This is a genomic window from Apibacter sp. B3919 (assembly GCF_026537405.1).
Lineage (GTDB): Bacteria > Bacteroidota > Bacteroidia > Flavobacteriales > Weeksellaceae > Apibacter.
In genome coordinates this window covers 56782-78183 of sequence record NZ_JAFNMG010000002.1, presented here as the reverse complement: position 1 = coordinate 78183, position 21402 = coordinate 56782, and the positions used below count along the sequence as shown (strand labels likewise).

General features: G+C 30.8%; 24 protein-coding genes. 9 read left to right on the top strand and 15 right to left on the bottom strand.

Annotated features, from left to right (window positions below; genetic code table 11):
* Positions 1-11 precede the first annotated feature (11 nt).
* From J3U20_RS03665 to J3U20_RS03635, 7 genes are read right to left on the bottom strand one after another with little or no spacing between them, the layout of a single operon-like run.
* Positions 12-1838, bottom strand: coding sequence for a BatD family protein (locus J3U20_RS03665; protein WP_160541674.1), 1827 nt, complete (start codon positions 1836-1838; stop codon positions 12-14).
* The gene (locus J3U20_RS03660) at positions 1838-2665 is read right to left on the bottom strand and encodes a tetratricopeptide repeat protein (protein WP_160550008.1); all 828 of its coding nucleotides are present in this window, start codon (positions 2663-2665) and stop codon (positions 1838-1840) included. The genes J3U20_RS03665 and J3U20_RS03660 overlap by 1 nt, the downstream gene beginning before the upstream one ends.
* Positions 2666-2684: 19 nt before the next feature.
* Positions 2685-3698, bottom strand: a complete 1014-nt coding sequence (locus J3U20_RS03655) for a VWA domain-containing protein (RefSeq protein WP_160550009.1) — start codon at positions 3696-3698, stop codon at positions 2685-2687.
* 9 nt (positions 3699-3707) lie between these two features.
* Positions 3708-4709, bottom strand: a complete 1002-nt coding sequence (locus J3U20_RS03650; protein ID WP_160541671.1) for a vWA domain-containing protein — start codon at positions 4707-4709, stop codon at positions 3708-3710.
* A complete protein-coding gene (locus J3U20_RS03645; RefSeq protein ID WP_160541670.1) occupies positions 4699-5613 on the bottom strand; it encodes a BatD family protein in 915 nt (304 codons plus the stop codon). The genes J3U20_RS03650 and J3U20_RS03645 overlap by 11 nt, the downstream gene beginning before the upstream one ends.
* Positions 5614-5615: 2 nt before the next feature.
* Positions 5616-6482, bottom strand: a complete 867-nt coding sequence (locus J3U20_RS03640; RefSeq protein ID WP_160541669.1) for a DUF58 domain-containing protein — start codon at positions 6480-6482, stop codon at positions 5616-5618.
* Between the two features lie 20 nt (positions 6483-6502).
* On the bottom strand, positions 6503-7507 hold the full coding sequence (locus J3U20_RS03635; RefSeq protein WP_160541668.1) for an AAA family ATPase: 1005 nt from the start codon (positions 7505-7507) through the stop codon (positions 6503-6505).
* A 200-nt stretch (positions 7508-7707) separates the two neighbouring features.
* Here J3U20_RS03635 and lipA point away from each other — a divergent pair, with 200 nt between their 5' ends.
* Positions 7708-8565 (top strand): lipoyl synthase, encoded by an 858-nt coding sequence (gene lipA / locus J3U20_RS03630; RefSeq protein WP_160541667.1) that lies wholly within the window; start codon positions 7708-7710, stop codon positions 8563-8565.
* A 98-nt stretch (positions 8566-8663) separates the two neighbouring features.
* On the opposite strand, the gene J3U20_RS03625 is transcribed toward lipA, so the two are convergent.
* Genes J3U20_RS03625 through yidD form a run of 3 tightly spaced genes read right to left on the bottom strand, consistent with a single transcriptional unit; the run spans position 8664 to position 10800 of the window.
* Positions 8664-9698 (bottom strand): glutaminyl-peptide cyclotransferase, encoded by a 1035-nt coding sequence (locus J3U20_RS03625; RefSeq protein WP_160541666.1) that lies wholly within the window; start codon positions 9696-9698, stop codon positions 8664-8666.
* 1 nt (position 9699) lies between these two features.
* Entirely contained in the window at positions 9700-10554 is an 855-nt protein-coding gene (gene lgt, locus J3U20_RS03620; RefSeq protein ID WP_160541665.1) for a prolipoprotein diacylglyceryl transferase, read from the bottom strand.
* Positions 10555-10560: 6 nt separating this feature from the next.
* The gene (gene yidD / locus J3U20_RS03615; protein ID WP_160541664.1) at positions 10561-10800 is read right to left on the bottom strand and encodes a membrane protein insertion efficiency factor YidD; all 240 of its coding nucleotides are present in this window, start codon (positions 10798-10800) and stop codon (positions 10561-10563) included.
* Between the two features lie 183 nt (positions 10801-10983).
* Here yidD and J3U20_RS03610 point away from each other — a divergent pair, with 183 nt between their 5' ends.
* The 3 genes from J3U20_RS03610 to J3U20_RS03600 are packed head-to-tail and all read left to right on the top strand — an operon-like array spanning position 10984 to position 13052.
* Positions 10984-12225, top strand: a complete 1242-nt coding sequence (locus J3U20_RS03610; protein ID WP_160541663.1) for a U32 family peptidase — start codon at positions 10984-10986, stop codon at positions 12223-12225.
* A gap of 23 nt (positions 12226-12248) precedes the next feature.
* Positions 12249-12479 (top strand): ferredoxin, encoded by a 231-nt coding sequence (locus J3U20_RS03605; protein WP_105296827.1) that lies wholly within the window; start codon positions 12249-12251, stop codon positions 12477-12479.
* A 3-nt stretch (positions 12480-12482) separates the two neighbouring features.
* Positions 12483-13052, top strand: coding sequence for a 5-formyltetrahydrofolate cyclo-ligase (locus tag J3U20_RS03600; RefSeq protein WP_160541662.1), 570 nt, complete (start codon positions 12483-12485; stop codon positions 13050-13052).
* Here the strand turns inward: J3U20_RS03600 and J3U20_RS03595 are convergent.
* Both J3U20_RS03595 and J3U20_RS03590 read right to left on the bottom strand, forming a co-directional pair.
* On the bottom strand, positions 13019-13585 hold the full coding sequence (locus J3U20_RS03595; protein ID WP_160541661.1) for a hypothetical protein: 567 nt from the start codon (positions 13583-13585) through the stop codon (positions 13019-13021). The genes J3U20_RS03600 and J3U20_RS03595 overlap by 34 nt on opposite strands.
* Positions 13575-14702, bottom strand: coding sequence for a hypothetical protein (locus J3U20_RS03590; RefSeq protein WP_160541660.1), 1128 nt, complete (start codon positions 14700-14702; stop codon positions 13575-13577). Before J3U20_RS03590 ends, J3U20_RS03595 begins: the two co-directional genes overlap by 11 nt.
* 164 nt (positions 14703-14866) lie before the next feature.
* Here J3U20_RS03590 and J3U20_RS03585 point away from each other — a divergent pair, with 164 nt between their 5' ends.
* From J3U20_RS03585 to J3U20_RS03575, 3 genes are all read left to right on the top strand, one after another.
* A complete protein-coding gene (locus J3U20_RS03585) occupies positions 14867-15127 on the top strand; it encodes a hypothetical protein (RefSeq protein WP_160541659.1) in 261 nt (86 codons plus the stop codon).
* 211 nt (positions 15128-15338) lie between these two features.
* Positions 15339-15500, top strand: coding sequence for a hypothetical protein (locus J3U20_RS03580; protein ID WP_267434411.1), 162 nt, complete (start codon positions 15339-15341; stop codon positions 15498-15500).
* A gap of 45 nt (positions 15501-15545) precedes the next feature.
* Positions 15546-15905: a hypothetical protein gene (locus tag J3U20_RS03575; RefSeq protein ID WP_160541657.1), complete on the top strand. Its 360-nt coding sequence runs from the start codon at positions 15546-15548 to the stop codon at positions 15903-15905.
* Between the two features lie 86 nt (positions 15906-15991).
* On the opposite strand, the gene J3U20_RS03570 is transcribed toward J3U20_RS03575, so the two are convergent.
* The gene (locus J3U20_RS03570; RefSeq protein ID WP_160541656.1) at positions 15992-16903 is read right to left on the bottom strand and encodes an SPFH domain-containing protein; all 912 of its coding nucleotides are present in this window, start codon (positions 16901-16903) and stop codon (positions 15992-15994) included.
* A gap of 62 nt (positions 16904-16965) precedes the next feature.
* Positions 16966-18084, bottom strand: coding sequence for a peptide chain release factor 2 (gene prfB, locus J3U20_RS03565; RefSeq protein WP_160541655.1), 1119 nt, complete (start codon positions 18082-18084; stop codon positions 16966-16968).
* A 435-nt stretch (positions 18085-18519) separates the two neighbouring features.
* On the opposite strand from prfB, the gene J3U20_RS03560 reads away from it, so the two are divergent.
* Positions 18520-19038, top strand: a complete 519-nt coding sequence (locus J3U20_RS03560; RefSeq protein ID WP_160541654.1) for a mechanosensitive ion channel family protein — start codon at positions 18520-18522, stop codon at positions 19036-19038.
* Between the two features lie 24 nt (positions 19039-19062).
* Positions 19063-20025: an MBL fold metallo-hydrolase gene (locus tag J3U20_RS03555; RefSeq protein ID WP_160541653.1), complete on the top strand. Its 963-nt coding sequence runs from the start codon at positions 19063-19065 to the stop codon at positions 20023-20025.
* Between the two features lie 53 nt (positions 20026-20078).
* Here the strand turns inward: J3U20_RS03555 and sucC are convergent, their stop codons facing one another.
* Positions 20079-21272 (bottom strand): ADP-forming succinate--CoA ligase subunit beta, encoded by a 1194-nt coding sequence (sucC, locus tag J3U20_RS03550; RefSeq protein WP_160541652.1) that lies wholly within the window; start codon positions 21270-21272, stop codon positions 20079-20081.
* Between the last annotated feature and the right edge of the window lie 130 nt (positions 21273-21402).

The following is a 21402-nucleotide window of genomic DNA, read 5'->3' as shown; positions in this document are numbered from 1 at the left end:
TTTTAGGCGCTCTATTTTTTTATATTTAATTTCTTAATTAAGTCTTTAGCTTTTGTATACACAGATTCCAGGGATTCTTGTTCTGTTACGCTTGAATATCGTTCAATTTGAGATTGAATAACCATATTCTTCCATTCTTCTGAAATTTCATCTCCTAATCTCTGAGCTAATTCATCTTCTAAGTCTGAAGTAGAAACAAAACTATCTTTTTCTAAATTTAAATATTGTTTTGCTGCTTCTATCAAAGTCTTTTCTAAAAGAATGTAAAATTCTTTTTTATCTGTTCCTTCTTGTGCTAAATGATTTAATTGTGATAATTCATTTTTAAAATCATTAGTAATGTTAGAGCTTGTATAAGGTAAATTATGTGATGTAAATTTTTTTTCTTTATTTAATGAATCAAACGATTGTTCTTCTTCTTGTTTTTTTAGCTTATTATTTTTATTTCTTTTAATTACTAGTATACAAATTACCAGAATAACTATAATTGATATAATTCCTGTAAATAATATAATTATCAATATTTTTTCTAAGCTGTTATGGTCTCTTTTCAATACTTCAGTGACCTTATTTTTAATGGCAGATTTGGGATCATATTGGTTGACATCACTCGTGTCCTTTCTGATGTCCGTACCGGTTTTATCATCATTTTTTGCTAAAGTATTAGCTGATACTTTAATGGGAATTGGCTGTACAATTAAACTTTTATATTTTTCATCTATGGGATCAAAATAGCTAACCGATTCTACATTTATATTATAAGTACCTTCTTTTTGAGGAACTAATATGGTAGACGTATTTAATTTTCCTTTTATGCCTTGTAAGGTTGCCTCTGAATCAAATTTACTTTTAGGGGTATATTGTTCTATATCATCAGATATTAGAAGTCCGGGAGATTTAAGAAGCGTAAGATTTCCCTTACCATTTATTTCTACATTTACAGTTACTGCTTCTTCTGCTTGTAAATCTTTTTTGTTTGCTGAAGCTCTCATAGTAAATTGACCAACCAGCCCATGAAAATCTTTTGGAGCATTATCAGGAAGTCTCTTAACTTGTAATGTAACCGGTGCCGATTTAATATTTAAGTCGTGTTCATCAAAAAATCCATCCGGAATTGTTAATGTTAAGGTAAATGGATTTATGACAAGGGTTCCCGATTGAGTAGGAAACATAACATAAGTTCCTATAACTCTTGAAAAATAGGATTCTCCATTAATTATTTCCTGTTCGTAGGTATTGCTTCTTTCTTTTACCGGCTGTACAAATACCCCCTGCCAATCCGGAGAAACCAGATTGGTCATACTATTGAGTAATTCAATCCTTCGAGTATAAAATTTTAAATTCGCAACTACCCCTTCATTTTGATACGGATTCTTTTCTGATATTTTAAATTTAAGAAATACTTCACCCAATTTTGAATTAAAAGCTGTGTCATCTTCACTTCCACTAGGATTTCCTGACACAGTTATTACGGTGGGCTTGGTCTCATATTTCCTATTATTAACAGTTATTTGTGCGGCATCTATACGGATATTCCCCTTTTTAACAGCTCTTAATATAATTTCAATTCCATATTCGAAAACACTATTCCCTTCATCATCAAAGCCCTGGTTCTGAATTACCTGCCTGCCAATTACCTGCGTATTTGAAAAAGAAGGCAATTTTAAACGCCCCATATTTTTAATTTCTTCATTTTTTATGGAAAGTAAAAATTGTAAGCGTACAGGTTCGTTGACTCCTACCTCATTTTTTTGGGGTATGAGTTGAAAAGAAACCTGAGCTTTTGCCCAAATTCCGCTTAAAAAGATAAGTAAAAAGAGTATTACATATTTCTTCATCACCAATCTTTGCTACTTTGTCCTTGATTTGAATTAGCTCTTTTATTAATAATCTTTTGATGCGCTCTTTTTTCTTGTTCTTCCATAGCTCCTAAAATATTTTCATAATGTTGATTAGAGGCATCTGACAGATTAGCATTATTTGTATCTGCTTGTGATTTCTGATTGTTTATTGAATTTTTTTCATTTTTATTGGGCTGTGTTTCTTTATGATTTACAGAATTGTCTTTATCTTTTTTATCGGTTGAATTATCTGTTTTATCTTCTTTAGCATTGGATGAATTCTGCTTATCTTTTCCATTTTGCTGAGAACTATCCTTTTTATCTTCTTTATCTCCTTGATTCTTATCTTGATTTTTTGAATTTTGCTTTTCTTGTTTTTGTTGAGCTTCTTTTACTTTTTGTTTTGACACCGTATAATTATACCTCGCCTTATCATCTTTCGGATTTAATTTCAAAGTATTTTTGAACGCTTCAGCTGCTCTTTCATATTCTCCTTTTTTAAAATAGCTGTTTCCCATATTGAATAAAGCGTTGGCTTTTTCCGACTGATTTGCCGCCAATTGGAGTGATTTTTCATATTGAATCAATGCGTCATCATATTTTTTTAGTTTATACATGGCATTTCCTAAATTGTAATTAGATCTATATGAATCTTCTCCGTCTTGTATCGAATTTAAATAATTAGCTGCTGCATCTTTATAAGATTCAGCCAAATATTTATTATTACCCTCTAATAAATGCTTTCTTGATGCTTTCGTCTGAGCTTGAAAAATATTTATTAGTGAAATAAAAATTATAACTAAATATTTATTTTTTAAATACATTTTAACAAAGATACTAAGATTAAATCATAAAATCTCTCCTATAATTTGTTAAAGAAACAATAAAAATAACTAAAAATGCGGCTCCTATAAAATAATGAAAATACTGTTTTGTGTCGTAATTAATACTTACGGATTGGTTTGTTTTGTCTAAGGTGGACATGGATTTAAATAGCTTATTAACAACATCTTTTGTATTATGACCGCCATAGAAATATTTACCTCCGGTTCCTGCTGCCAATTGTTTTAATGTACTTTCTTGCAATTTCGTTAATACAATATCCCCATTATCATCTTTTTTGTATTCTGAATATTTACCTTCATAAAATAAAGGAATGGGGGCTCCTTGAGTTGTACCTACCCCTACGGAAAATATGGAAATTTTATTTTTCTTTGCCGTATTTATTGCCCGTTTAACGTCTCCTTCGTGGGCTTCTCCGTCAGATATTATAAAAATTACTTTGGATGTATTGGAGGTTTGAGATAAAAGAGTGGAAGCTTTTAAAACGGCATCTGCTATATTTGTTCCCTGGGTTGTAATAAGATTAGTATCTATACCATTTAAGTAGAGCTGAGCAACGCTATAATCACTGGATAAAGGCATAATGGGATAGGAATTTCCTGCAAATGCTACTATTCCTACTCGATCCCCACCTAGTTTAGATAAAAAATCACAAACAATTTTTTTGGCTTTTTCCAATCTTGAAGGAGCTATATCTTCTGCATTCATGGATTTGGAAACATCTATTACGAAAACCAAATCAATTCCTTCACTCTTTACTTCTTTTTTCTCTGTTCCTCCTAAAAAGTTAGCTAATCCTAAAATCATCAGGATATAGGCTATAATTATTCCTATATTACTTAAAATAAATTTTGAATAATTTTCCTTTCCAAAAATCATTTTTTGAAAACTTGGTTCAGCAAATTGATTTATTTTGGACTTTTTCCATTTTATGAGATATAGTAATCTCCATAATAGAAAGGGTATGAATAACAATAAATAAAAATATGATATTTTCTCAAACTGCCAATTCATAATATCTTTTTAATTTATACTTCTAACTACAAAGCCTCTTAAGAATAATTCTAGTAACAAAAGTATTAATGCAGGAAATAGAAATATTCTATATTTCTCTTTATAATTATAATATTTTAAATCATTTATATCTGATTTTTCTAATTTATTTATTCTATTGTAAATATTTTGAAGACTTTCCGAGTCAGTAGCTCTAAAATAGGCTCCGCCTGTTTTTTGGGCTATTTTCTTTAATAAATCTTCATCAATTTCCACTTTTTGTTTTTCAAAATAAATTCTTCCGGTAAAGCGGTCTATTTGAGTAGGAAATAATGCGTAGCCATTAGTACCGATACCTATGGTATAGACTTTAATTCCTTCAGCAGCTGCAATATCTGCTGCAACAATTGGCTCTACATATCCGTCATTATTTACTCCGTCTGTCATTAGAATAACTACTTTACTTTTTGCCTTACTTTTTTTAAGATGATTGACAGCTGTAGCTAAGCCCACCCCTATAGCCGTTCCTCCTTCCAATGTCTGAGTTCTTAGATTTTCAATTTGTTGAATAAGAATTTTTCTGTCTACCGTAAGAGGAACCATAGTAAGTGCTTCCCCGGAATAAGCAATTAACCCGATTCGGTCAACATATCTTTCTAATGCAAATTTCTGCGCGACTTTTTTAAGTGCTGATAATCTATCCGGATTCAAATCCTTTGCTAACATACTTAAAGAAACATCAACAGTCAGCATGATATCTATTCCCTTATCGCTCTGGTAAACTTGCGAGGTGCCTATAACTTTAGGTCTTGCCATGGCAAATATTAATAATGCTAGGATAAGCAAACGTATCCAAAATAATAAAGGCCTTAAATATGTTTTATAATTTTTTTCAGATTTAAAAGCAGAGACATTCGGTATCGATAAGGCCTTGATCTTAGCTTTCGCTCCAAATTTTAAATATATAAAAATGGGTATTACCAGTAAAAGAAGCAACATCCAAGGATAACCAAACAGTATATTATGATTCATCTTGCAGCTTTATTTTAGGTGAATCTGTTTTAGTAAGATTTATGAAATTAATTGCCTTTTCCATATGTAATTTCGTTTCTTCCGGAGTTGATTTATATTTCGCAAACTTTGCCAAGTCTGAAGTTTTGAAAATACCGCTCAGATTTTCAATTTCATTTTCATCTATCCATTTTTCTTTTTTTAAATACTTCAACAAATCATCAGATAAAAGTTTGGTTGCCGGAAAATTCCAACGAGCTTCCATATAATCTTTTATTATGGACGTTAATTCTGAATAATATTTTTTATATAAATCTTTAGCTATATAATTAGATTTCTTGAGCTTTTTCAATCTTTTGATGGCTAATACATCCGGTTCGCTTTTATGGGTTTCCGATTTTTTCTTATTTCTTCTTATGAAATAGATGATTACACATACTAGGATTACAAGTAATACTAGTACATACCCTAGGAAAGGCTGTATATAATCCCATACATTTTTAGGAATCTGTACAATACTTTTAATATCGAATAAAGGAGTTTTTACGCTATCCGTAACAACAGGAGCTACCGTGACTTTATAGGAAGGAGTAAAATATTCTTTTGAATTGACTAAAATTCTTTGAGGCGGAACCGAAAAAGTTCCTTCTTCATAAGCTGAAAAAATTATACTGTCACTTATAAAAATAGAATTGTTTTTTCTTAGCGTATCTTTTTTTTGTCTTAAAACTTCAAATTTTTCACTGAGTGTATCTGTAATCGTTGGAAAAATTATGGTATCCTTTTGACCCGTTTTAACGGTTATTTTTAAAACAATAGGTTCTCCAAATTTTATATAATCTGTTGAAATTTTGGAAACAGGGATTTGTGCATGAATAAGTATTACTGCTATAAAAAAATATACTATGAAAATTTTAAACTTCACAATTAATGATGTCCTCTAAAATAATTAAACAATATTTTTATATAATCACCTTCGGAAGGGATATTTAGAAAACCGGCTCCATTTTTAATAAATGCATTTTCTGTTGTAGCGATTAATCGCTGATAATATGCTGAATATTTATCTCGAACAGTTTTTGAAGAAGTATCTACCCATTGCAATTTTCCTGTCTCTAAATCTTCAAGATAAATTAAGCCCATATCGGGAAATATTTTCTCCCAACGATCGTAAACTCGAATCCCTGTAATATCATGCTTTTTAGTCAATATCCGTAAATTTCTTTCAAAATAGGTGACATCAAAATCAGATATAAGAAAAATGGTAGATTTTCTTTTTATAGTTTTTATAATAAAATCAAAAACTACCGATAAATCTGTTTTAGTATGTTTAGGCTCTGCTTCTAAAATCGTTTTTATGATTCTTACAATGTGAGCATTTCCTTTTTTGGGAGCAATAAAATAATCAATTTTATCCGAAAATAAAACCAACCCTACCTTATCATTATTTTTAATGGCAGAAAGAGCAAGAGTTGCTCCTATTTCAGCAACCAATTCTTTTTTTAATTGTTTTTTGGTTCCAAAATTCATCGAGGCGCTAATATCTATTAAAATCATAGATACCATTTCTCTTTCCTCTTCAAATATTTTTACAAAAGGTTCATTAAAACGGGCTGTTTTATTCCAATCAATTTTTCTGACATCGTCTCCAAATTGGTATTGACGAACTTCTGAAAATGTCATTCCTATGCCCTTAAAAGAACTGTGATATTCTCCTAAGAATATTGAATTAATTCTTCTTTTAGACTTTAGCTCAATAAGCCTTACCTTTTTTAGAAGTTCTTCTGTCGTCAATTTTTTTGTTTTTTATAATACTACGGAGCTTTTACTGAATTGAGAATTTGATCAATAATATCCTCGGAAGTTATATTTTCTGCTTCTGCCTCATAGGTTATTCCTACGCGATGACGAAGGACATCTTTGGCTACGGATTTAACATCTTCCGGTACTACAAATCCTCTTTGGTTTAGAAAAGCATTTGCTTTTGCCGCCAATGCCATACTTATGCTACCTCTAGGTGAAGAGCCGAAAAGTATGTAAGGTTTAAGATTTGGCATATTATATTTTTCAGGATAACGGGTAGCAAATATCACATTTAGGATATAACTTTCAATCTTTTCATCCATGTAAATTTCTTTCACCAACTCCCTCGCCTCAAATATCTTTTCTAAAGTGATAATTTTCTTAACCTCATGTTTTTCTCCTGAAATATTTTGTCTAAGGATTGTTCTTTCTTGTTCAAAATCAGGATAAGAAACAACACATTTTAACATAAATCTATCGATTTGGGCTTCAGGGAGTGGATAAGTACCTTCTTGATCGATAGGGTTTTGTGTTGCCAAAACCAAGAACGGTTCTTTCAATTTAAATGTTTCATCTCCAATGGTCACCTGTTTTTCCTGCATGGCTTCCAACAGAGCTGATTGAACCTTAGCCGGAGAACGATTAATTTCATCTGCCAAAATAAAGTTAGCAAAGATAGGCCCCTTTTTAATAGAAAAATCATTTTCTTTCATATTATAAATTAAGGTTCCTAAAACATCCGCAGGTAATAAATCAGGCGTAAATTGAATTCGAGAAAACTCTCCATCAAGAGCCTCTGCAAGTGTTTTTATTGCCAAAGTCTTTGCTAATCCGGGAACACCTTCCAATAAAACATGACCGTTACTTAATAAACCAATTAACAGGCGGTTAATCATGTATTTTTGACCAACGATCACCTGATTTATTTCTTTACTTAGTAAACTAAAATCTTTGCTTTTTTCCCGTACTTTTTCAATAATAATTTTTATATCTTCGGAAGTCGATGTATACTCCATGCTTTCTAAAAATTAGCTAGCTGCAAAGTTCACTATTTTATTCTAATTGTGCTGCTAATAAATCGTTAAAATTTATATTAAAACTCCTAATTTTATGTATTTATAGCAGTATAATTATATAATTATATTTTTTTTATATTTATAGCTTAAATAATTATCCGTAATAAAGTTACTAACTTTGTACGATATAAATTTGTTTTATGGACTCGTCAACAATAACAAAACCTAAATGGATTCGGGTTAAGCTGCCTTCCGGCAAGAATTATAAAGAACTTAGGGGAATTGTAGATAAATATAAGCTTAATACGATTTGCCAAAGTGGAAGCTGTCCAAACATGGGAGAATGTTGGGGTGAAGGCACGGCGACATTTATGATTTTGGGTAATATCTGTACCAGAAGTTGTGGGTTTTGCGGTGTTAAAACAGGGCGACCTTCCGAAATTGATTGGGAGGAACCCGAAAAAGTTGCGCGTTCAATTAAATTAATGAAAATTAAACATGCGGTATTAACTTCCGTTGACCGTGATGATCTTAAAGATATGGGATCTATTATTTGGGCAGAAACCATAAAAGCGGTACGCAGAATTAGTCCCGGCACAACCATGGAAACTTTAATTCCTGATTTCCAAGGAATTCACAGGCATATAAATAGAATTCTGGAAGCTGCTCCTGAAGTAATATCCCATAATATGGAAACGGTTAGGAGATTAACCCGTGAAGTACGTATACAAGCAAAATATGATCGAAGTTTGGAAGTTCTCCGATATATGAAAGATCAAGGGCAACGAAGAACAAAAACAGGAATTATGCTAGGTCTTGGAGAAAAGCCTTCTGAAGTTTATGAATCTATTAGAGAAATTCATGACGCCCGAGTAGATGTAATCACGATCGGTCAATATTTACAACCTAGTAAAAAGCATCTTCCTGTAAAGGAATTTATTTCGTTGGAACAGTTTAAAGATTATGAAGATTACGCTAAAAGTTTAGGAAATTTCAGACATATTGAAAGCAGCCCGCTAGTTCGCTCATCTTATCATGCTGAAAAACATGTTAATTAAACGATCCCTTAAGATAATATATATAGAGTATGAAATGATGTTTTTTTCTAAAATTATATTTCAGCTATAATCACGATCCACTAGAAAAATTATTTCACTTACTTCGTAAATTCAACTTTGTAAATTTTAGACCATAGTTTTCCAGTAATTAAGAAAGTATCTCCATCAACATAGGCAATCCCATTCAAAACAGCCTCCTCATTGGTTTGGTTCATTTTAACTAAACCTGAAAAATCTGCTTTAGCAACCACAATTCCTGTACTAGGATCTATTTTTAAAATGATCGGTTCATCAAAAACATTGGCATAAATAAATCCGTTAGCGTATTCCAATTCATTAATCCTAGAATAAATATTTTCGTAACCAATCACTGAAATACTCTTTTTTAAATTAAAATCTTTATCATAAAACTTTAATTCTGAAGACCCGTCAGAAACAACCATTTCATCTCCAATGGTTGTTGCTCCCCAACCTTCATATAAAGTCCCCGGATAGTTGAATTCTTTTAAAAGTTTAAAATCTGATGCATTATAAATGAATCCTTTTTTCTCTCTCCAAGTAAGTAAATATAATTTCTCGTTTAGCAAGGCAAACCCTTCTGCGAAAAATTTAGGGTCTATTTTAACGCTTTGAGAGTAAGAAGTTGAACCTAATTTATATTTAACTAATAATGATTTTCCATAGAGTCCTGAACTTTCCGTAATCCATCCGTCTTTATAGGTAAATCCTTGTGTAAATAATTCAGGATTGTGCGGAAATTCTTGAATCAATTTATAATGTAGATCCTTTTCTTTTTCGTTTGGAAACACGGTAAAAGTTGCATCAATTTCTTTTTTATATTTTCCGTTATAGTTGATTATTAGTACTATATAATTTGTACCCAACTTAGCATTGGATTCATCTAAAGTAATATTTTTTTTATCGTATGTTTGATCATTCAATTTAATACTATACGAATCAATAATTCCATCTTGTGTATTAAATTCTAAAGGTAATTTATCTCCTATGTGTAAGGGTTTATCATCTAATTTATCGAAATTGGTACTAATACTTATATTCTTAGGATCTTTACAACCCACTATACTTATAACAATCAGCAAACATAGTATTAGTTTTGTTATTAGATTTTTCATTTTATATTGCTTTTGATGTATAAATCCTATTTTTTGCGGTAACTAGTATGCAAATTCCTGCGATAATAAAGGGTACACTTAACCATTGTCCGGTATTTAATCCCAGCCAATTAATATATTCTTCTCCCTGCGGTTCCTTAAAAAATTCTACGATAAACCTGATACCGAAAAGTACAATTAAAAAATATCCAAATATCCAACCCGAATATTTCTTTTTATCGGTTTTTAAATAGATAAACATAAGGGATATAAACAAAAGTAAATAGCCAAAGGCTTCGTATAATTGAGAGGGATGTCGTGGAACAATACTTCCGTATTCATCGGTATCCTGTTGAATAAAAAGTACTGCCCATGGAAGTGAAGAAGGTTTTCCAATAATTTCCGAATTAAAAAAATTTCCAAAACGTATAAACATTCCTCCTATGGAAACCGGAATAACTATTCTGTCTAATATCCAATAAAAAGTTCGTTTTAAATATTTTCTTGTAAATAGATATAAAGAAATTAGAATTCCTATAGCAGCTCCATGACTGGCTAATCCTGAATAGCCTGTAAATTCAAAATGAGGTTTAGTTCGTATGGGTAAGAAAACTGCTAATGGATCTTGTATAAATAATTGTTTTTGATAAAAAAGTACATGCCCCAATCTAGCTCCAATTATTACGGCCAGAAACATATAGACGAACAAGGGATCTAATAATTTTTTATCTTCCTTATCTTTTTTAAAAATAAATTCCATGAGATAAAAACCTAAGCCAAAAGCAATAACATACATCAAGCTGTAGTATCTTAAAGTAAAGCTGCCTATATGAATACCTAAACTCGGATCCCAGGTAATATATAAAAGTTGATTCATCTAGTTTTAATTATGTTTTTTATGTGGCACCGGATCGTACCCCTCTCCTCCCCAAGGATGACAACGAAAAATACGTTTACTTCCCAACCAAAATCCATAGAACAGCCCATGAATTTTTAATGCTTCCAACATATATGCGGAACAGGTGGGAGTAAACCTGCAATTATTTCCCATCCAAGGAGATATAGCGATCTGATAAAAGCGTATTAATACAACTAGTGGGAATATTGCTATTTTCCTTATCATTATATCAATTTCTTTACAAAGATACGGTTTTCTCTAAGATGATATTATGCGTTAATAAATATTTAACAGGCTAAAATTAACCGTAAAAAATTGAAAGGTTTTAATCATGGTTTACCAACCAAATAAAGGCTTCTTTTTATATAGGTTATATTTATTATTTTTGCGTAAAATTTTAATTCAGTAATGACAGAAAGTGGAAAGATAGAATTGATGTGTCCGGCAGGTAATTTTGAATCATTACAAGCAGCTTTGGATAATGGTGCAGATTCAATTTATTTTGGAGTCGAGCAATTAAATATGCGTGCGCGTTCATCTGTTAATTTTACTTTAGACGATTTGGAAGAAATTTCCAAAAGATGTTCTCAAAAAGGGGTACGAACGTACTTGACCTTGAACACAATTATTTATGATCACGATTTATCCATAATAAAAACTGTCTTGGATCGAGCAAAATCTGCTTCTATAACAGCAGTTATTGCCATGGATCAAGCGGTTATTGCTTATGCAAGACAAATTGGAATGGAGGTTCATATTTCAACTCAAATAAACATTACCAATATTGAAACGGTAAAATTTTATTCTTTATTTGCCGATACTATGGTTTTAAGCAGAGAATTGAGCTTAAGTCAGGTTAAAAAGATCACTTCTCAAATTAATAAAGAACAAATTAAAGGCCCGGGTGGAAAATTAGTTGAAATTGAAATTTTTGGACATGGCGCTTTGTGCATGGCTGTATCGGGAAAATGTTATTTGAGTCTACATTCTCATAATTCTTCTGCTAATCGAGGAGCTTGTAAACAAAATTGCAGAAAAAAATACACCGTTATCGATCAAGAATCCGGTTTTGAGATTGAAATCGATAATGAATATATGATGTCCCCTAAAGATTTATGTACTATTGATTTTCTTGATCAAGTTATTGATTCCGGGGTAAAAGTATTGAAAATAGAAGGTAGAGGAAGGGCGCCGGAATACGTGGCTACTGTAACTAAATGCTATCGTGAAGCCATTGATGCCATTGCTTCCGGATCTTTTACTAAAGAAGCAAGAGCCGAATGGATGAAAAAGTTAGAAACTGTTTATAACCGAGGATTTTGGAGCGGTTATTATCTTGGGCAAAAATTAGGGGAATGGTCTGATAATCCGGGATCTAATGCTACTCAAAAAAAGGTTTATATTGGAAAAGGCAGACATTTTTACCCTAAAACAAAAATCGGCGAATTTGAGATTGAGGCTTATAGTTTAAATGTTGGTGATAAAATATTAATTCAGGGACCTACTACCGGTTCACAAGAAGCTCAAGTTTCTTCGATGATGGTTGATGATATACCCGCTCAGGAAGCTAAAAAGGGAGATATACTTACTTTACCTATTGGTTTTAAAATACGTCCGTCCGATAAATTATATAAAGTTGTTAAAGCGTAGATTTTCGAATTTTTAATTAAAATATGGTAATCATTACATTGCAAAGAGATAAATGCATAGGATGCAATTATTGTTCAGAGTTTGATCCTGAAAATTTCCGCATGTCTAAAAAAGATGGAAAATCTGTTTTACTAAGGTCTACTGAAAAAAAGGGTTTTTTCACTTTAAAAAATCCTGATAACAATTGTTTTGAGGCTGCAGATAAAGCGGCTAAAGCCTGTCCTGTTAAAATTATTTCTGTAAAAAAAATATGATTCATGTTAAAAAAAGAAGTTCGTAAGAATTTTCTAATGTTAAGATCTTTGCTTACGAAAAAGCAGGTATTATCTAAATCTGAGCAAATTTTTTTACAGTGGAAAAAATCCATTTTGTCCGACTACAATTCTTACCATATTTTCTTAACCATTTCTGACAAAAAGGAGGTTGATACTTCTTTCATACTAAATTATTTGTGGGCTAATCAAAAAAAGGTTTATTGCTCCAAAGTACATCATAATTCTTTATTACATTTTGAACTTACTCCAGAAACTAAACTTGAAAAAAATTTGTGGGGAATCCCTGAACCGACAGATCAAGATAATATACAAATTAAGAATATAGATTGCATATTTACTCCTTTATTGGCTTATGATATTTCAGGAAACCGCGTAGGATATGGTAAAGGATATTATGACAACTTCCTTAAAAACCACCTTTCTTCTACTAAAGTTGGACTTTCTTTTTTTGAACCCTTGGATGCAATTAACGATATTTCAAGATCGGATATACCTTTGGATTATATTATAACTCCCAATTATTGTTCGGTTTTTCCAATTGAGGTAAAGTAAAATTTAAATTCCGATTTAAATTTTTCCGGATTCTTTTTTAAAATATAATTTGCTTGGGATCTCTGAGTAGAGAAATATTTTTTCTTATTATTATAATAATGAACCTTATAATGTACTACTCCTATTGAATCATTTAGAATAGTAGTGGTATCTGATTTTTTCTTTTCAAGTTCAATTGTAACATATTTTACCTTTAAAGAATCCAAATTATTCACAATTTTACTCACATACACCGTGTCTTTTTTAGGAAAATATCCTTTTAATTGTGAAACTATAAGAGTATCAATATCTTTGTTTGATTTATTTTCGGTTGCTAAAATAGCTAAATCATAAACTTCTTGTAACTTTTGTTCTGTTATATGTGATATTACTGCCAATGAATCCATTTTTTCAGAAGCATAATAATTTTTATTGTTATATTCTTTTATTTTAATGGGATCTTTTTCTCCTTCGTAATACTTTTCCTTCTTACAAGCTACAAAACCTATTATCAGAAAAACTATAATAATTTGAATTATATGCTTATTTTTCATTTTTTTGTATTTTGAATTTAATTAAATCTATTTTTTTGTTCTTATTAATCTGACTGTTAATCAGAATATAATTTTTGAGTGAGGTAGTAGGAGTAGTCATAAAGTCAATGTATTTTTTCTTATCCAGCACTTCAACACCAAATAATTCATTATCGTATACTTGATAAATAAGTGCATCATCAGCGATTAGTTTATTTAATTCTTCTTTTCTTTGTTTTATTAATTGCGATTTTTTATTTTCATCTGCATCGTTTACACCTGTTGAATAATAATATAACATAATAGCATAATCATCAGGTCTCAATTTGAAATTTCTATTATTCTCTTCTCCCTTATCTCTTATTTCTTTAAGTCCGACTACAAAAGATTCCTTTTTATACATCGGTGAGCTAATAGTCATTTTGAGAGTGTCTGTTGATGATCGATAGGTAAAACAACCGTTAGTAACAGTATAATATTCAGGAGATACTCCATTTTTTTGGATAATTATTTCTAATTTGGATTTTATTAAAGAGCTTCTATCGGCATCATAAAAACAAAACTTGAAGGTATTTCTATATTCGTAATATTTATCTACTGAAAAAACTACAACTAATAATGTGATCAATCCTAACAGTATATATATTAATTTTTTAATGCCAAACGAATGATTTTTATTTTTAGATACGTTTATGCCTAAAGATTCTGTTTGTATAGTTTCATCATCATAACCATTAGTTTTTACCTCTACATTTTCTAAAAAATTTTTTTGATCATCGCCAACGGTTTTGTTTATCAATGGCTCATTCGTCACATGTGAAGTTAGATTGTCTTGAGATATTTTAGATTGATATTTTTCCTGAAATTCTGTCCATCCTCTCTTATATCCACAATATTGAGTTAATAAATTGAGCATATCAATTCTGGGTAATTTTTCAAATGAAGATTTAAAATATGTATAGAACCATTTTTCGCTAACGTTTCCTCTAACTTTTTGTCTTAAATGTTCTTGAAAATATATAATGTCTAATCCTTTCCATTTTGAGATGTCAGGATTTAAGGTAGGAAAATCTTCTAAAAAGGTTTGGGTAACCTCCTTTTTTAATTGCTCAAAAAGTATTTTTTCCTGACCCTTCATTTGTAAAATAATTTTAACACACTGATAATCAGTATATATTTTTTGTAAAATTCAAAAAACAGTTTTTACAAAAATATTACAAGCATTTGAATCTTGCAACAAAGTTTAACTCTCCTATATTTGTTTCTCTAATTTAAATTATATATAATTAAAAAAACTAAAAAATGAAAAAATTAATTTTAAACATTGCAGCTGTAACTGTTATTGCAACAACTTCTTTCATCGCATGTGATAAAAAACAAGCTAGTAGTGATGCTGCTGCTACAACTGATTCTACAGCAACTGCTGCTCCAGCTATTGATTCTACTTCGGTTGAAGAAACTCCTCAAACTCAAGCTCCTGCAACAGATACAGTTAAAGCTGAAGCTCCTAAAGCTGAAGAAGCTGCTGCTCCTAAAGCTGAGGAAGCTGAAAAAGCAAAATAATTTGTTTAAATTAAACAAAATTCACAAAAGGTTACAACTTTTTTGTAGCCTTTTTTCTGAAAGTAAATTTTACTTTTTTAAAACTTAACAAAAACCTTAAGTGATGAATAAAAATTTTTTGAAATTTACTGCCATCACGTTACTTAGTATAACTAGCTCCTTCATTGCATGTGAAAATAATCATAAAAATAAAACCAATGAAACAAATTCCGTGCAAGGTCTAAATGCTCAGCCTCAGCAAGAAATTGCGCCGGCTCCTCCTATAGACAGTTCTGCTAACTTTAAGAACAAAAACAATCCTGCTATCCCGGGCATGAATGCTCAACCACAGCAAGAAATTGCTCCCAGCTCAGCATTAGATGAGAGCAACTAAAAAATAAATTAAATTTCAAAAAAAATCATTTAAAAATTTATCGTTATGAAAAAAACAATTTTAAACATCTTAACTATTGCTACTATTACTTCTATTTCTTTTATTGCTTGTGAGAAAAAACAAGTTAATCATGTAGATGCGTCTAGTTCTACTGCTGATTCTCTTGCAAAAGATACAGCAACTTTAGGTGAAAAAATTGGAAATTTTACCGATTCTGCTACCACTCATATAAAAGAAACAGCTCATGAAGCTAAAGAAAGCTTAGACAAGGCTGTAGATAAAGTTAAGGACGAAGCAAACGATCAAAACCATAATATCAAAGAAACAGCTAATAACGCTAAAGAAGGCGTAAAAAATGCTGCTGAGGATTCTAAAAATGATATTAAGGAGGCCACTAAAAAATAATTTTTGGATAAATATTTAATATATTTTCATAAAAAAGAGGCATTGGAAATCAATGCCTCTTTTTTTATATTCTTTAATTAATTTTATTACAAGGATCGTTTATCATTTAATTGATCGCTAACTTTTTGTGAAGCTACAAAAGAAGTAATTGTATTAGTTAACATATCACTTGCTGCACTCGGATTATTAGGCAGCAATATTAAATTAGATCGAGAACTGGCTCCTATAGAGCTTAATGTATCATAATGTTGAGTAACAACAATTAAAGAAGAGGCCTCTTGTGAGTTTATATTTACTCCGTTTAATACTTTAACAGATTCCTCTAAACCTCGTGCGATTTCTCTCCTTTGATCGGCAATACCTTTTCCTTGTAATTGTTTACTTTCTGCTTCCGCTTTGGCTTTAGCTACAATTTTAATACGCTCTGCTTCTGCTTCATATTCTGCGGCAACCTTTTCTCTTTCTGCTGAATTTATACGATTCATTGCTTGTTTAACCTGCTCATCGGGATCAATATCTGTAACTAAGGCTTTCACAATGCTGTGTCCATAGCTCTGCATCGCTTCTTGCAATTCACTTTTAACAGCAATTGCTATGTCATCTTTTCTTTCAAATACATCATCTAACCGTAATTTAGGAACTTCAGCCCGAACTACATCAAAAACATATGAAGTGATTTGTTCGGATGGATTTTGTAATTTGTAAAATGCATCAAACACAGCCGTTTGAACTACTTGATATTGAACTGAAACTTTAAGGTGAACAAATACATTATCTTTTGTTTTAGTTTCAATCATTACATCCAATTGCTGGATTTTTAAATTCACTCTTCCTGCGATCATATCTATGAAGGGTACTTTAAAATTAATCCCTGCATTACGTGAAGAATTAAATTTTCCGAATCTTTCAATAATTACTGATGTTTGTTGCTTTACAACAAATATAGGCGCGCTTAAAAAGAATAATATAATTAGAACTAATAGCATTATAATACCCATAATTTATCAAATATTTTTAGTTTTATTGTAAACAAATATAAATAATTTTATTTTATCGTATCTTATTGTGGTCTCTGTCCCATCAACATTAAATATGACTTTAAAAAATCATCTATATTACCATTCATAACTGAGTCAACATCTGAAGTTTCAGTACCTGTTCGAACATCTTTAATCAATCGATAGGGCTGCATTACATAATTTCTTATCTGACTTCCCCATTCTATCTTCATTTTACCCGCCTCTATTTCGTCGCGTTTCGCATTTCTTTTTTCAAGTTCAATTTCAAATAAGCGTGATTTTAATAATTGCAATGCTTTTTCCTTATTTTGTAGTTGGGATCTACTTTCAGTATTTTCAATGATGATTTCTTTTTCTTCTGCTGTGTCTTCATCTTTATATTTATAGCGTAGTCTAACTCCTGTTTCCACTTTATTAACATTTTGTCCTCCGGCTCCACTGGAACGAAACGTATCCCATGAAAGCGAAGCTTGATTAATCTGAATCTCAATGGATTCATCTACTAAAGGATATACATATACAGAAGCAAAAGACGTATGTCTTTTTGCATTAGAATCAAACGGTGAAATTCTAACCAATCGATGCACTCCGTTTTCTCCCTTTAAATAACCAAAGGCATAGTCTCCTTCAATCTCTAATGTTACTGTTTTAACACCTGCTACATCTCCGGCCTGATAATTAAGCTCTTTTACTTTAAAATTATGTTTTTCAGCCCACATAATATACATACGCATGAGCATACTCGCCCAATCACAGCTTTCGGTTCCACCTGCTCCTGCCGTTATTTGTATCACAGCGTTTAAATCATCTCCTTCAGATGATAACATATTTTTAAATTCTATATTTTCAAGCAAAGTAACAACTGCTTGATAATGAGAATTTATTTCATCTTCGGAAACATCGCCTGATTTAAAAAAATCGTATAAAACCACTAAATCTTCATATTGTGCGTTGATTTCTTGGTACTCTTCAACCCATTTTTTTTTGGCCCTTAATTGTTTTAATATTCTTTCTGCTTCTTTTGGATCTTCCCAAAATGAGGGATCTGCAGATTTTTCTTCTTCATTTTGTATTTCTACTTGCTTTTTTTCTATTTCCAAGTACTCATACAAATCGTTTATCCTTGTCTGTAATTCTTTTAGATTTTCTTGAGTAATCATAAGTAATACAAAAATACAATGTAAAATTTTATAATTAAAATATCATATTCAATATATAATTCAACTTTACCGGGAATTAAATTTTAATAATCTGATAAATTAGTTCTAAATTAAATAAAAATTGATAAATTTTGTTTGTAAATTTGTCTTCGTTTTAACAGAGTTCATAATAATTATATACCATAATGCCGAAGATAACATTAATAAAAAAATGTGTTGTAAATAAGACATTTCATCCATGTATATATTAGGAGAATATATCTTTTCTTTTTTTTAATGAGCCTTAAAACTTATGTGTATAAATGAAGTAAGCTAAACACTTTTTTTCTAAATAAGTAATAGAGATCTTTCTATTTTGTGAAAAAATGCCATTCCAATTGAACAAAACTAATTTACTAAGAAGATTTACGAACAAATTAAATGATATAATATAAAATGGAATTATTAAGTAAATTTTTTAAAGATTATCACCTTCAATTAATAGCAACTATAATTGTTATTATAGCGATATATTTTTTAAAACTTATTATTAATAAAATAATTTTAAAATATGGTAATCATACCCATATTAAAGAATTACGAACACGAGTAGTGATTAAATATTCAAGTATATTAATTAATATTTTGGGCTTTGTTCTTCTTATAACCATATGGGGAGTTACACCGGAATGGATATTTGCTACATTTGCCTCTTTTTTTGCAATTGTAGGTGTCGCTTTTTTTGCACAATGGTCATTATTAAGCAATGTTACTGCGGGGTTTATCATCTATTTCACAGTTCCATTTCGAATAGGAGACATTATAAAGATTATTGACAAAGAAAATCCAATCACCGCAACTGTTGAAGATATTAAGGCTTTCTATGTTGTGTTACGTACTGATGATGGATTACCGGTAACTTTTCCGAATAATTTAATTTTACAAAAAGCCATATTAACTTTAAACGCATCCTAATGAAATTTATAAAAACCTTTAAATATGAGAAATTTTTTAAATCAATTATTAATTGTATTTACCCTTTTTATTACCGGGGTAACGTCTGCTCAAAATTTTAATTATTCCGGATTCCAAAATTTGAAAATCGGTGATATTCAAGGAGTATTACTTACCGATGGCTATTTTTACAATCCTTCTGTACAACCCGAAATGGCGCCTGTAGCAAAAGCCGAAGAGGTTAATAAAATACTTTTAGACAATTATTTACCAACCGATAAATTAGAATTGGCCTTAAATGTATTATTATTAAAAAAGGATAACCATTTAATTTTATTTGATACCGGAACGGGAGAGATTAATGGTAATGGCGGAAAATTGCTTAATGCCCTATCTGTGGTCGGTATTAAACCGGATCAAATTACAGATATTGTGATTACTCATGCTCATTTAGATCATATTGGAGGATTGGTTGCCAATAATAAACCGGTTTTTCCGAATGCCACTATTTATTTAACTAAAAAAGAATATGATTTCTGGACAGGCAAAAAACAAGATTTTTCAAAGTCTAAACGTTCAGGAAATGAAGCTGAATTAAAAGAAAGTATTAAAGTAATCAGTACTAAATTAAAATCGATAAAATCGAAAATTAAATTTATTAAGGATAAGGAAACCATTTTGAATTGCATTACTTTTTCATTAGCTCCGGGACACACTCCGGGACATATTATTTCAACTATTCGCTCCAACAATGAATCATTGGTGCATATTGCTGATTTAGTTCATTATGGAGCATTATTATTCCCACATCCTGAATGGGGAACATCTTTTGACTGGAATTTTGATTTGGCAGTTAAAACACGTATTTCCGTTCTTGATACTTTAAGCAGGGATAAAACCCTTGTTTTTGGTTATCATCTTCCTTATCCGGGTATTGGTTATGTCAAAAAAACAAATTCCAATAGCTTTCAATGGTTAACTTATCCCTTTTTGACTCCTTTACAATAATTATAAAGAAAGGCTATCCATTGATAGCCTTTTTTATTATTTATTTTTTAAGATTATGCTAAAGCTTTAGTAACCTCATTTGCCGCATCTTCTAAGGTAATAGCAGATATAACTTTTAATCCACTTTCATCAATCATTTTTTTAGCTATTTCTGCATTAGTTCCCTGTAATCGTACTATGATTGGCACTTTTATAAAATCACTCATATTTTTATAGGCATCTAAAATGCCTTGTGCTACTCGATCGCAACGAACAATACCTCCAAATATATTTACGAGTATCGCTTGTACTCTATCATCTGCTAAAATTATTCTAAATGCTTTTTCTACTCTTTCAGCGTCAGCAGTGCCCCCAACATCTAAAAAATTTGCCGGGTCTCCTCCTGAAAGTTTAATAATATCCATCGTTGCCATAGCTAATCCTGCACCGTTTACCATACAACCTACATTGCCTTCTAATTTTACAAAATTTAATCCTGCCTCTCCTGCTAGTACTTCGGTCGGATCTTCTTCTCTTATATCTCTTAATTTTACATATTCGGGATGCCTGAAAAGAGCGTTGTTATCAATGGTAACTTTTGCGTCTACTGCCGCAATTTGATTATCTGATGTTTTTAAAACGGGATTTATCTCGAATAAGGTAGCATCGCTTTTTATATAAGCTTTATATAATGCAGTCACAAATGTTACCATATTTTTAAATGCCTCTCCGGATAATCCGAGATTAAAAGCAATTTTTCTTGCTTGAAAATTTTGTAAACCAACCGATGGGTCAATTTCTTCATTAAATATAAGTGACGGAGTTTTTTCTGCTACCGTTTCAATGTCCATTCCTCCTTCTGTAGAATATATAATTACATTTTTTCCTTTTACTCTGTCTAATAAAACAGACATATAAAATTCTTCAATTTTACCCTCTCCGGGATAATACATATCTTCCGCAATAAATACCTGATGAACTTTCTTACCATTTTTAGGTGTTTGAGGAGTGATTAGATTCATTCCTATGATTTCAGAGGAGATTTCTTTAACTTCATCCAAAGATTTTGCCAATTTAACTCCTCCTCCTTTTCCTCTTCCTCCTGCATGAATCTGAGCTTTTACCACCCACCATTTAGTACCTGTTTGATCATTAATGTCTTTAGCTGCTTCAACGGCTTTCTCCGGTGTAGTAGCAACTATTCCCCTTTGAACTCTTACTCCAAATGATGAAAGTATTTCTTTCCCTTGATATTCATGTAAATTCATGGCTTATTACTTTAGATTTATATTAATCTACTTCAATTTTTAAATGCTATAGGGACAAATATACAGATTTTTTAAATGAGATATTTATTAATTAGTAATGCAGTGATATAAATAAAATTTCAAACATTTT

Coding starts and splice junctions, on each gene's coding strand:
- J3U20_RS03665 (WP_160541674.1), bottom strand. CDS start 1,838: ATGAAGAAATATGTAATACTCTTTTTACTTATCTTTTTAAGCGGAATT.
- J3U20_RS03660 (WP_160550008.1), bottom strand. CDS start 2,665: ATGTATTTAAAAAATAAATATTTAGTTATAATTTTTATTTCACTAATA.
- J3U20_RS03655 (WP_160550009.1), bottom strand. CDS start 3,698: ATGAATTGGCAGTTTGAGAAAATATCATATTTTTATTTATTGTTATTC.
- J3U20_RS03650 (WP_160541671.1), bottom strand. CDS start 4,709: ATGAATCATAATATACTGTTTGGTTATCCTTGGATGTTGCTTCTTTTA.
- J3U20_RS03635 (WP_160541668.1), bottom strand. CDS start 7,507: ATGGAGTATACATCGACTTCCGAAGATATAAAAATTATTATTGAAAAA.
- lipA (WP_160541667.1), top strand. CDS start 7,708: ATGGACTCGTCAACAATAACAAAACCTAAATGGATTCGGGTTAAGCTG.
- J3U20_RS03625 (WP_160541666.1), bottom strand. CDS start 9,698: ATGAAAAATCTAATAACAAAACTAATACTATGTTTGCTGATTGTTATA.
- lgt (WP_160541665.1), bottom strand. CDS start 10,554: ATGAATCAACTTTTATATATTACCTGGGATCCGAGTTTAGGTATTCAT.
- yidD (WP_160541664.1), bottom strand. CDS start 10,800: ATGATAAGGAAAATAGCAATATTCCCACTAGTTGTATTAATACGCTTT.
- J3U20_RS03610 (WP_160541663.1), top strand. CDS start 10,984: ATGACAGAAAGTGGAAAGATAGAATTGATGTGTCCGGCAGGTAATTTT.
- J3U20_RS03605 (WP_105296827.1), top strand. CDS start 12,249: ATGGTAATCATTACATTGCAAAGAGATAAATGCATAGGATGCAATTAT.
- J3U20_RS03600 (WP_160541662.1), top strand. CDS start 12,483: ATGTTAAAAAAAGAAGTTCGTAAGAATTTTCTAATGTTAAGATCTTTG.
- J3U20_RS03595 (WP_160541661.1), bottom strand. CDS start 13,585: ATGAAAAATAAGCATATAATTCAAATTATTATAGTTTTTCTGATAATA.
- J3U20_RS03590 (WP_160541660.1), bottom strand. CDS start 14,702: ATGAAGGGTCAGGAAAAAATACTTTTTGAGCAATTAAAAAAGGAGGTT.
- J3U20_RS03585 (WP_160541659.1), top strand. CDS start 14,867: ATGAAAAAATTAATTTTAAACATTGCAGCTGTAACTGTTATTGCAACA.
- J3U20_RS03575 (WP_160541657.1), top strand. CDS start 15,546: ATGAAAAAAACAATTTTAAACATCTTAACTATTGCTACTATTACTTCT.
- J3U20_RS03570 (WP_160541656.1), bottom strand. CDS start 16,903: ATGGGTATTATAATGCTATTAGTTCTAATTATATTATTCTTTTTAAGC.
- prfB (WP_160541655.1), bottom strand. CDS start 18,084: ATGATTACTCAAGAAAATCTAAAAGAATTACAGACAAGGATAAACGAT.
- J3U20_RS03560 (WP_160541654.1), top strand. CDS start 18,520: ATGGAATTATTAAGTAAATTTTTTAAAGATTATCACCTTCAATTAATA.
- J3U20_RS03555 (WP_160541653.1), top strand. CDS start 19,063: ATGAGAAATTTTTTAAATCAATTATTAATTGTATTTACCCTTTTTATT.
- sucC (WP_160541652.1), bottom strand. CDS start 21,272: ATGAATTTACATGAATATCAAGGGAAAGAAATACTTTCATCATTTGGA.